The following is a 9,270-nucleotide window of genomic DNA, read 5'->3' on the forward strand; positions in this document are numbered from 1 at the left end:
TGTCGGCCCATTTTTGGGCGGCGGGGTCGTGCAGCGGATCCTCCTCGCAGGCGGAGCAGATGTATCGCTCGCCGCCTCGGCCCGTCTCGTCGGGGACAAGCTTCATCGCCTTCCCGCAGTGCGGACACCGCTTCCGGATCAGGTGCAGCTCGGACATCTGAATTTTCCTGCCGCGACCAGCTTAGTGCCGCAACGAGCGCCCGCTCAAGGGAAATCGCGGAGCACGCCACGGCGAACGACGCCACTTGACGCTGCCGCCGCAGATGTCATCAACTTTATCCGTCGGTAGCGTTGATGTTGATGGAGTGACGCGTCATGGCGCTGGAGCAGGAATTCTGCCGGGCGATGGCCTATCGCGTGCGCGAGTTGGCCGGCGGAGCCGCCCCTTCATCAGGCGGCGATTGCTGGGGCTGGCGGAGCGATACGAAGCCAAGGGTGGCAAGCCTTCTCCGGTGTCCCGCTCCGCCGAGCATCCGTTGCCGCCGCTCCGCGTCTCGCCGGCCACCGCCATACCCGGACCGGGCGAGGCTTGAGAGCCTCACTCCTCCTCGTCCTTAGCGGGTTGAGCGCGCCTCTCACTTGACCCGATCGGTGCCTTGACGACGTCCGTCACCGTCGACACGGGCAGACCCCTTCGTGAACCAAACAATCGCCCTTGCCGTTGTGCCGCATCCGGGCGCCTTCGACTGCGTGCGCCGAGAGACAATCATGAGGACCGATTCACGCCAGTATCTCGATTCAGGCGCTTGGGACCGGACCTACCTCGAGTCCCTGATCCGCGCGGATTTCGAGCGATGCCATCCCGGCGAGACGCTGGAGGATCTCAAGCGGCGCGCGTCTTTTTCGAAGGAGGACAAAGGCCTGCTACGGGATTGGATGGCGGTGGCTCGCGCTGCGGCCGCATGCAGGGCCAAGGCATCGCCACCACGCTGACGATCTGCAGATCCGCCGCCGACCATTGCGGGCTTGATCGAAGGATCGGAGTCTCGCAACGATCCCGGTTCGACCCTAGGCCCGGGTATCCAGTAGCTGCGAGACGGCGGTAGCCAATTGCGCCGGCGCAAAGGGCTTCTCAATCAGGAGGCTGCCATCGACGCCTTGCGATTTCCAGTCTGGCGCGCTGGCGCTCGTCATGTAGACCACAGGAAAGCCAGGCGTGATTTCTCTGATCTGCCGCGCCAGCTCCCATCCGCTGATGCCATCACCCAGGTTGACGTCCGTCAGCAGTGCCCGACACTGCGCCCGGCCGTCCCGAAAGGTGGACATCGCCGCCTCTCCCGAATGGACCGAGCAGGCCTCGAAACCGCCGTCCGATAAGGCGTCCTCGATGAAGCTGCAGATCAGAGCTTCATCCTCGACCACGAGAACACGAAGGGCATTGCTCACTTTCAAGTCTCCTTTGCGACCGGGGCCGATCCTCTCCCGTGACAGCGGGTGCGTTCGGCCGCGAGTGGCGCGCCGCTCAAGCCACCGGCACACCGTAGTAGGCGTTCACGGAGCGTGCGGTCGCGGGGTCGCTCCAATTCCAACTGCTCTCGTCAGCGTATTTGGGAGCGCTGCGGAGCTGGTCCTGGGTGATGCCGGTGACGTAGCCGCCGAGGTTGGTGTCGTACTTCAGCGCCTGCCAGGGCAGCGGATAGTGATCGTCGCCGATGCCGAGCAGGCCGCCGAAGCTGAGCACCGCGTACGATACCTTGCCGCTGACCTTGTCGATCATGACGCGTTCGATGTAGCCGACCTTTTCGCCGTCGGCCCCGTAGACATTCGTGCCCTCGACCTTGTCGCTTCCGATCAGGCTGAAAGTCTCGCGATCTTCCAAGGCCATGTTGATCTCCCGGTGTTGTCTTCTGGAGTCAACGGGAGGACGATGGCTCCGTTCCTGGCAAAGCCTCGGTGGCATTGTTCTGGGCGAGCGGAGTTCGGGATGGAACTGACCGATCTGGAGCGCGAATTTTTGAGGAAGCTGCTCGGCGAATCCTGGGTCAGCCCGCCGATGTTCGACCATGAGATCGTGGCACGGCTGGTGGAGTTGGGTCTCGTGGAAACCGAACCGCTTCCATCCGGCGATATCGAATACCGGATCACTGACGCGGGCCGAACGGCGGCCGCGTAACCGCGATTCGGCCAGCTAAGGCTGGCCCCGTTCAGCTATCTGAACGGCTGCGACCCAAGCGACGCCGACTCTTATCCGAATCACAAAGCCGGACCGATCCGGCACCGGCGCCGAGCAGCATCTGAAACAGTGCCCGGTTGGCCCTGTATCTGGCGGCGGGCCGGCTGGCTTCCGAACTCTGGATCAGCAAGCGGCCGTCGGCCGTGCACAAGTACCACGCCCATCTTCGGCCGCGCTTTCTCAAGTGGGTCTCGAAAACAGCGAAGTGGTCTGCCATCGCCACCCTCAAACCGTCAGGGGGACTTCCATTGTAATCTGTCTTGCCATCTGGCCGCAGGTTCAATCGGCAGTGAGCTGCACAGAGACCGCTTAGAGGAAAAGATTTGAACGCTGGAACAGTTGGAGGTAGCCTCTAGCGTTGAGGCTCAAATTTCCGGACGAAAGCGATATTGTGAGCCTAGCCAGCTCACCATAAGCCATTTCGGTGACCTGAGCTTGTGCGGAAGCGCGTCCCTCCGCATCGCTCAAATTTACGGCGGCGCCCGAATGTCATCCGCCCCCGACAAGATCGCGCTTTTCATCGATGGCGCCAATCTGTACGCCACCGCCAAGACATTGGGATTCGATATCGACTACAAGCGCCTTCTGCAGGAATTCCAGGGCCGCGCCACGCTGCTGCGCGCCTTCTACTACACGGCGGTCGTGGAGGATCAGGAATATTCCTCGATCCGACCGCTTATCGACTGGCTCGACTACAACGGCTACACCGTGGTCACCAAGGCTACGAAGGAATTCGTTGACGCCTATGGCCGCCGCAAGGTGAAGGGCAACATGGACATCGAACTGGCGGTCGATGCCATGGAGCTCGCCGGGCATGTAGACCAGATTGTGCTGTTCTCGGGCGACGGCGATTTCCGACCGTTGGTTGAGGCGTTGCAGCGCCGCGGTGTCCGCATCACGGTGGTCTCGACCATCGCCAGCCAGCCACCGATGATCGCGGACGAACTCCGCCGCCAGGCGGATGTCTTCATCGACCTCGTCGAGCTCCGTTCCAAGGTCGGCCGCGATCCTTCCGAGCGTTCTGGCCCGCGCGAGCGCGGGACGGTGTCGACCGCATAGTCGCCTTCGTCGCTCCCTCGGATTTGATCCGCGCTACACCGCCACGTCGGCGCCGTCCCGACGGGAAATCGGTGCGGCCGGAGTTCGCGCCAGCGGCTTCGGCATCAGAACATCCCGAGAAGGGCAAAAAAGACGACCTCGGCTATGAAGGCGGTGGTCATGATCACGACCGTGAGGAAGACGTCGCCTATCGGCATAAGGGGCATGACAAGACCCGCGTCCAACGTGGCCCCATCCTCAATTCACGAGGGGCGGAAAATGTTTCCGGGGCCGGGTTCCCGATGTATCCTCGTCTCGGGCAGGGCCCTCGGGGGCCGTTTCATGCGAATACTTGAACTGTCCTGCTGGTGCGTGACCGGGGCAGGCCTGGTGATGATCGCGATTTTCGCGCTGCACTGATCGCCTTGAGTGAGATCCTTGCACACTGTCGCCTGGTGTCCGCCGGGCCGCGCACCGATGTTCGGAAGCTGCGGGATTGCCGTAGGCAGTTGCGCGGGCGCGAACGGCGTCTCGATGAGGATACGGAGCGGCAGTCCTTGCGACTTCCAAGCCTCCGCATGACCGCCTGTCATGTACGCGGTGGAACACATGGCTTCCGGTAGCTAACGAGGCTGCGCGCGCAGCCGCACGCGCAGGCCGGATTCGAGCCGTTCGTACGCGAGCTGCCCGTCGAGCTGCTGAGTCAGCAGCAGGACGATCCGCGAGCCCAGGCCGCCGGGATCGGCCTCGCTGCGGAGGCCGACGCCGTTGTCGCAGACGGATAGCTCGATGCCGTCACTGGTCGAGAGTGTGACCGCGACCTGCCCTGGCTTATCGCCGGGAAAGGCATACTTCAGCGCATTCGTGACGAGCTCGTTCGCAATGATGCCGACGGCGAGCGCCTGTTGGCTCGGCAGATATACCTCGTCGCAGACCACTTGAAACGCGACGGGCCCGGAAGGCGCCAAGGATTCGAAGACTTTTTCGACGACGTTGTTGAGAAAGTACCGCATGTTGACGAGGCGTGAGTCCTGCTTGAGGGAAAGATGATCGTAGACCTCCGCCATGACGTGCAGGCGGCGCGCCGTAGCCTCCAGCGCGGAGGCGGCCTCGGGGCCTCCATTCCTCGCCTCCAGCCGGATCATCGCGCTGAGCACTGCCAGGTTGTTCTTCGTCCGGTGCGCCAATTCCTGCAGCAGGACGGTCTTCGTCTTGTCCGCCTGCATGACGCGCTCAAGCTCGGCGCGCTGGAATTCGGCGACGGCCGCGGTGCCTGCGGCCGTGATCGCGAACAGAACGTTCGGCGCGAAATAGTTGACGCCGTAGGTGCCTGCGTAGCTGAGGTAGGCGCCCACGCCGACGGCGATCACCGCCGCGAAGATTCCGGAGCCGCGGTCGAAGAGAAGGCCCGAGAGGAACACGCCCGGCAGCAGCAGGAAGTAGCCGGAGGAGCCGGTCTGCATCTGCAATCCCATCTGCAGCACCGAGCAGACCACCATGATGCAGGCTGAGATGCAGTAGCGGACGACGGCGGGAAGCCGGTGCTCCAGAATTAGCGGATAGAGTCTATGCATGTACCTGAAACCGACCGGTTCGCACGACGTTCCGCCTTGGGAGGCAAAAGGGCCGCGGAACGAGACTTGGTGTGTTCGGGTCTACAGCTCCGGATGTATATCAGCACAGCCTCGGCGTGCTCTTCGCTGCCGGGACCGATCGCTTCCGTCGGGCTTCGTGGCGGGTCGAGGCAAGGAGCTCACGGAGCGGATTTCTTGAAGACCCCTCCCGACGGGCCGTGACTCAGCCCTCCCATCATGAGATCGTCGCACGCGTTGCGTGGGCGCAGCCCGCCTTGGGTTTCTCGGGGACTTTGGGGGCGGAGCCACGCAGTCCGCGCAATTGCGCGTGGACCCGAAGGATCAACCCGGTCCTACCGGGCTCGTTCCTCCGAGTCGTCCCGACCGACCGTTGGGATACTGCAATGCTGCCCCCGCCGAGCACCGGCGGCCGGGAGCACGGCTCCGTTACGAGGCCTTGGCCCTTGCCCGCGCTGCGACCAGATCGCGTCGATGCCGCTTCCGGTCCCGCTTGCGTCGGCCCGTCGCGACCGGAGATGCCGCCGGTGTCGCCGCAGGCGTCGAGGCACTGGTCGCCCGGATGGGAGGCGGCTCGGTAGCCGGCGCGGCAGCCGACCGCGGCTCCATGATCTCGAGAACCGTGCGCCCCTTGTCGGTGATGCGCCAGCCGCCCTTGAGCCTCTCGACGAGACCTTGCGAAAAGATGTCGAGGTCGGGCACGCGCGCCGCCAACCGCTTGGTGCGTTCGGCCCAGTCACGTCCGCTCGTCGCCAGGATCGCCATGTCGCGCTTGAGGTCGGCCATCACGGCAAATCCATCCGGGTAGCTCACCAGGATTTTCAGCACCGTGACCTGGAAATTCACCCGTGCCTCCGCGGCCGGTCAGCGCCACATGGTCGGCGCCTGGGAGAGGGCTTGGCGGCCGACCTGCTTGAGGTGGTCCGCAGACGTCTCGCCTCTGGACGCGGCTTCCAGGATTTTCGAAGCCACGTGGGTACGGGCGCCGGTCTCGGTCTGGGAAACAGTTTCGCAGACCTCATCCAGGACCGCGCGCAATAGCGCGGTGGTAGCAGGATCGAGCATGGGAGACCCCAGAAGAAAACCTATCGTAACGCAGTCGCTGCGACGTCGAATTCAAGAATGTTATAAAATCTCATGAATTCTACATCCTCGCTTGGACTTGGCAAGAGCGAGAAAATGCGACTGGCGAGAACGGCCTCAGGATGATCCTCGACCTCTCGTGCCGTGGCACAGATCGCTTTAGCGCTGTAGCCGAGACACCGGTTGGAGGTTCGAGCGGTCGAGAGCGTGCACCAACTCGTCGCTGTCGAGTACGGCCTGGAGCCGGCGCAAAGTCTGCACAGGATCCAAACAGCCGAGTTGATCCTCGCTGAGAATTCGTCGAGCGTCCACGACCGCGCGATACAGGGCATCGTGATCGGGGCTGTTCATTGTCGAGGCTCCAAACACAAACCAATCCTGCAGGAGGGCTCGACGTTCCTAAAACCTCCTTGCGAGGACCTTCGACTTTCGACGAGGCGCATGACCGGTAAAACTCAGAAACTTCCACCACCAGAAGGGGTTTGAATTCCGATAGGGTCCAGGTTGCTGGACGGTTGTCGATGGTGGCCGACCTTGCACTGCGCCATGCCGTCGATGCGGCGTGGACATTCTATCGGGCCGTGCACGGCGATGTTCATCCGGCCGATGAACGCAGGTGTTTGCTTGAGCGGCATCTGCAGCGCACTTGGGAAAAGCGGGAGGTCGACGTCGATGAGCTCACATGCGCCGGCATAACGTTTCTGGAGCGATCCACCCGATGATTGACGAGGCTCGATTGAGAAAAACGATGGACTTCATCGGGCGCGCAGCCGGCGGAAGTTCGAGACCGGATTGGACCCTGGAAGCCATTTCCTGCCTCCTTGCGGGGGCTTGCGTCGTGGTGCTGCAATTTCTGCTGGGACCGTAGGATACAACCGACCTCCGGGCGAAACGGGCTGATCTCTGACGACTTACGGCGCGCCGGAGAGGACCGCGCGCAGGGACGCGATGGTTTCAGCGTCGAATATCGTGAGCACCGGCGCGCCAGCGCGGTGCTCCCGCCGGTGCGGCGAACAGGTCGGCGGCCAGCCGGGAAATCGGAGGAACGAGCACCTGCCGATCTCACTTGTCTTGCATCAATCTTTCCAGGAGGAGGACGACGATGGAAACGGAAAGACGTGAAACGGGAACGCTGATCGGTAGCGACAAGGTCGAAGGCACCGCCGTCTATGGCGCCGACGCTCAAAAGATCGGCTCAATCGAGCGCGTCATGATCGACAAGGTTAGCGGCCGGGTATCGTACGCGGTTCTCGGCTTCGGCGGCTTCCTGGGGATCGGAGACGATCACTACCCGCTGCCATGGCAATCCTTGAAATACGACACAGGTCTCGGCGGCTACCGAACCAATCTCACAGTCGACAGGCTCCAGGGTGCGCCGAGGTACGGCAACGACAACGACTGGAATTGGGACGACCCGACGCGAGCGAGAGCGGTGAACGACTACTATTCCGGCTTCTAGCCCTGCTGGCGGTCGACGGTCTCGTTGAGTTCGCACCGACGGAATACCCGGATTTCAAGCTCCCGGCGTGCCGTGTAGAGGATCTACCTGAAGCTCAACGGCGGTGCGCCCGCGGTCGCGGCGACCAGGACTTCCTCCGTGGCGACGAAATGTGTTAAACATTGGCGCGCGGCGCCCCTCAAGGGTGCCACACAAAAATAGATCACCGGGCCGAAAATTCCAATAAAATCAGCAGCTGATGGGATTGTTGTAACAGTTCAATCCTGTCTGGCAGCACCATTCTCTTCAGCAAATCGACTTCTTCTGTCTCTCAGTTGACCCCGTAGAACCTTTTGCGAGGCGCTCGAGGGGCAGGACGTGTCGTCCGCCCCTCTCCGATTCTCGCGAGGATCATGCTCCGCGCAAACCAGGTTGTTGTTTGGGCATGATCTTTTCGGAAAACCGCTGCGCACTTTTCCGGATCATGCCTTAGAAGCCGAAGCCGACGCCGCCGGCTGCCAGATGATGGGACGTGCCGCCGAAGCTGGCCGTCCACGGACTGGTCGGTGCATGAACGGGATTCACGGTGGAACCAAAAACCTGATTCACATCGCCGACATACAAATAGCGGTACTCGCCAAACAAATAAGCGCCGCTGTTGCCGAGGGCGAAACGCGCACCGGCTTTTGCCTGTGCGGCAAAGGTCCAGGCTGACGAGTCGGGGCGCGCGTTGAAGTGGTTGATACCGGGCTCGGCCGGGTCGGTCTGGGTGGACGTGGCGCCGTTGATGGAGACATTGGCGGCTCCGATCCCGCCGCCGACATAGGGCGTGATGCCTTGATAGGGCGTGTTGAAGCCGACAACCATGTTCGCCAGAAGCACCGTGGTGCGGGTCGGGAAAGTATTATCGAAGGTGCGTTCAGCAATCCGATCTGTGGGGTTCACCAGCGTCGCACGCGGCTGGTTGCCTGCCAGATAGAAACCTTCGATCTCCAGGGCAGGCCGCACATACGCGCCATACGACCATTCATAACCGAGATGCGCGCCGCCGAACCCGACGCCGCCGCTGCTGGTCCGCCCCGTGGCATCGACGGCCAGCGGGCCTCCCGCGGCCTCCAGGAAAAAGACGGTGCCCAATTGGCTGACGTCGGTGCCGCTGCGACTGCCGCCGCCGCCGAAAACGCCGACATAGGCACCGCCGCCGGACGCCGGCAAGACCGCGGGCCCCTTGGTGTAACTCGCATAGGCCTGCGCGGGCGGGGTTGCCGCCACCGTCTCCTTCGCGGCGTCGCGTCCGGCAGGCCTGGCTGCCGGTGCAGCCGCCTCTCTCGGAGTCGCCGTGCGCCGCTCCGCTTTCGCCTGCCTCAATTCGGCGCGCAGCTCGGAAATGGTCTGCTGCTGCTCTTTCAGCATGCGAAACAGTTCGGCGTTGGATGGAATGTCCTCGGCATGGGCGGCGCCGCCGTCATCAAGCCCGCAGCCACGATAAGATATTTATGCGCTGTCATTTGATACCCGCCCTGGTTGCGAATCATCTGCCGACACTATGGGACGAGGTCAGGACAACGCAAAGATATCGCGTCCGCGGATGCGACCGTTTGAGGCACGTCAGCTGGAGATGTCCAACGCCGTGGATTTTGAGCGACACGCGCCCGCGTCTCCATCAATCCTGTCTGGCAGCACGACACTCAAATCGCGCATGAAGCGGCATTCTCGCGGCTCGAAACGCCCGAGTTTTGCTCGTTTCCTTGACCCTCCTTCCGTGAAGAGGGCGCAGGGAAGACCGGGTGCCGGCTGGCACCCATGATCCGCTGCGCGAAGAATTTGCACACGCAAATGCGCAGGCGGGACAACAGGTGGGCCGGAAAACACCCGGCCTTCCCTGCGCGATGGGTTGACGGCGTATGCGCGCTCTCCCCGGAGCCGAGTTCCTTCTGGCCTCCGAC

11 protein-coding genes are annotated in these 9,270 nt (G+C 62.8%); 5 read left to right on the plus strand and 6 right to left on the minus strand.

Translation table 11 applies throughout. The annotated features are described in order from the left end of the window. Positions 1-636 precede the first annotated feature (636 nt). Complete coding sequence (locus XI08_RS43735; RefSeq protein ID WP_271579183.1) at positions 637-933, plus strand: hypothetical protein; 297 nt, start codon at positions 637-639, stop codon at positions 931-933. A 75-nt stretch (positions 934-1,008) separates the two neighbouring features. Here the strand turns inward: XI08_RS43735 and XI08_RS43740 are convergent, their stop codons facing one another. Both XI08_RS43740 and XI08_RS43745 read right to left on the minus strand, forming a co-directional pair. Then, the gene (locus tag XI08_RS43740; protein ID WP_271579184.1) at positions 1,009-1,386 is read right to left on the minus strand and encodes a response regulator; all 378 of its coding nucleotides are present in this window, start codon (positions 1,384-1,386) and stop codon (positions 1,009-1,011) included. Positions 1,387-1,462: 76 nt separating this feature from the next. Next, the gene (locus tag XI08_RS43745; protein ID WP_271579185.1) at positions 1,463-1,825 is read right to left on the minus strand and encodes a PRC-barrel domain-containing protein; all 363 of its coding nucleotides are present in this window, start codon (positions 1,823-1,825) and stop codon (positions 1,463-1,465) included. A 99-nt stretch (positions 1,826-1,924) separates the two neighbouring features. On the opposite strand from XI08_RS43745, the gene XI08_RS43750 reads away from it, so the two are divergent. Together XI08_RS43750 and XI08_RS43755 are read left to right on the plus strand one after the other, a co-directional pair. Then, a complete protein-coding gene (locus tag XI08_RS43750) occupies positions 1,925-2,113 on the plus strand; it encodes a hypothetical protein (protein WP_038960217.1) in 189 nt (62 codons plus the stop codon). Between the two features lie 546 nt (positions 2,114-2,659). Continuing rightward, positions 2,660-3,232 (plus strand): LabA-like NYN domain-containing protein, encoded by a 573-nt coding sequence (locus tag XI08_RS43755; RefSeq protein WP_271579186.1) that lies wholly within the window; start codon positions 2,660-2,662, stop codon positions 3,230-3,232. A gap of 602 nt (positions 3,233-3,834) precedes the next feature. Here the strand turns inward: XI08_RS43755 and XI08_RS43760 are convergent. From XI08_RS43760 to XI08_RS43770, 3 genes are all read right to left on the minus strand, one after another. Beyond that, positions 3,835-4,785: a sensor histidine kinase gene (locus XI08_RS43760; RefSeq protein WP_271579187.1), complete on the minus strand. Its 951-nt coding sequence runs from the start codon at positions 4,783-4,785 to the stop codon at positions 3,835-3,837. A gap of 447 nt (positions 4,786-5,232) precedes the next feature. Then, complete coding sequence (locus tag XI08_RS43765; protein WP_271579188.1) at positions 5,233-5,649, minus strand: hypothetical protein; 417 nt, start codon at positions 5,647-5,649, stop codon at positions 5,233-5,235. Between the two features lie 18 nt (positions 5,650-5,667). After that, positions 5,668-5,868 carry a hypothetical protein gene (locus XI08_RS43770; RefSeq protein WP_271575581.1) on the minus strand — a complete coding sequence of 67 codons (201 nt, stop codon included), beginning with the start codon at positions 5,866-5,868 and terminating at the stop codon, positions 5,668-5,670. Between the two features lie 539 nt (positions 5,869-6,407). On the opposite strand from XI08_RS43770, the gene XI08_RS43775 reads away from it, so the two are divergent. Both XI08_RS43775 and XI08_RS43780 read left to right on the plus strand, forming a co-directional pair. Further along, entirely contained in the window at positions 6,408-6,608 is a 201-nt protein-coding gene (locus XI08_RS43775; protein ID WP_271579189.1) for a hypothetical protein, read from the plus strand. Positions 6,609-6,988: 380 nt separating this feature from the next. Then, complete coding sequence (locus XI08_RS43780) at positions 6,989-7,345, plus strand: PRC-barrel domain-containing protein (RefSeq protein WP_271579190.1); 357 nt, start codon at positions 6,989-6,991, stop codon at positions 7,343-7,345. Positions 7,346-7,813: 468 nt separating this feature from the next. Here the strand turns inward: XI08_RS43780 and XI08_RS43785 are convergent, their stop codons facing one another. After that, on the minus strand, positions 7,814-8,737 hold the full coding sequence (locus XI08_RS43785) for an outer membrane protein (RefSeq protein ID WP_271579191.1): 924 nt from the start codon (positions 8,735-8,737) through the stop codon (positions 7,814-7,816). Positions 8,738-9,270 lie beyond the last annotated feature (533 nt).

Source organism: Bradyrhizobium sp. CCBAU 11361, from assembly GCF_028128935.1.
In the GTDB taxonomy this organism is placed as follows: Bacteria; Pseudomonadota; Alphaproteobacteria; order Rhizobiales; family Xanthobacteraceae; genus Bradyrhizobium; species Bradyrhizobium niftali.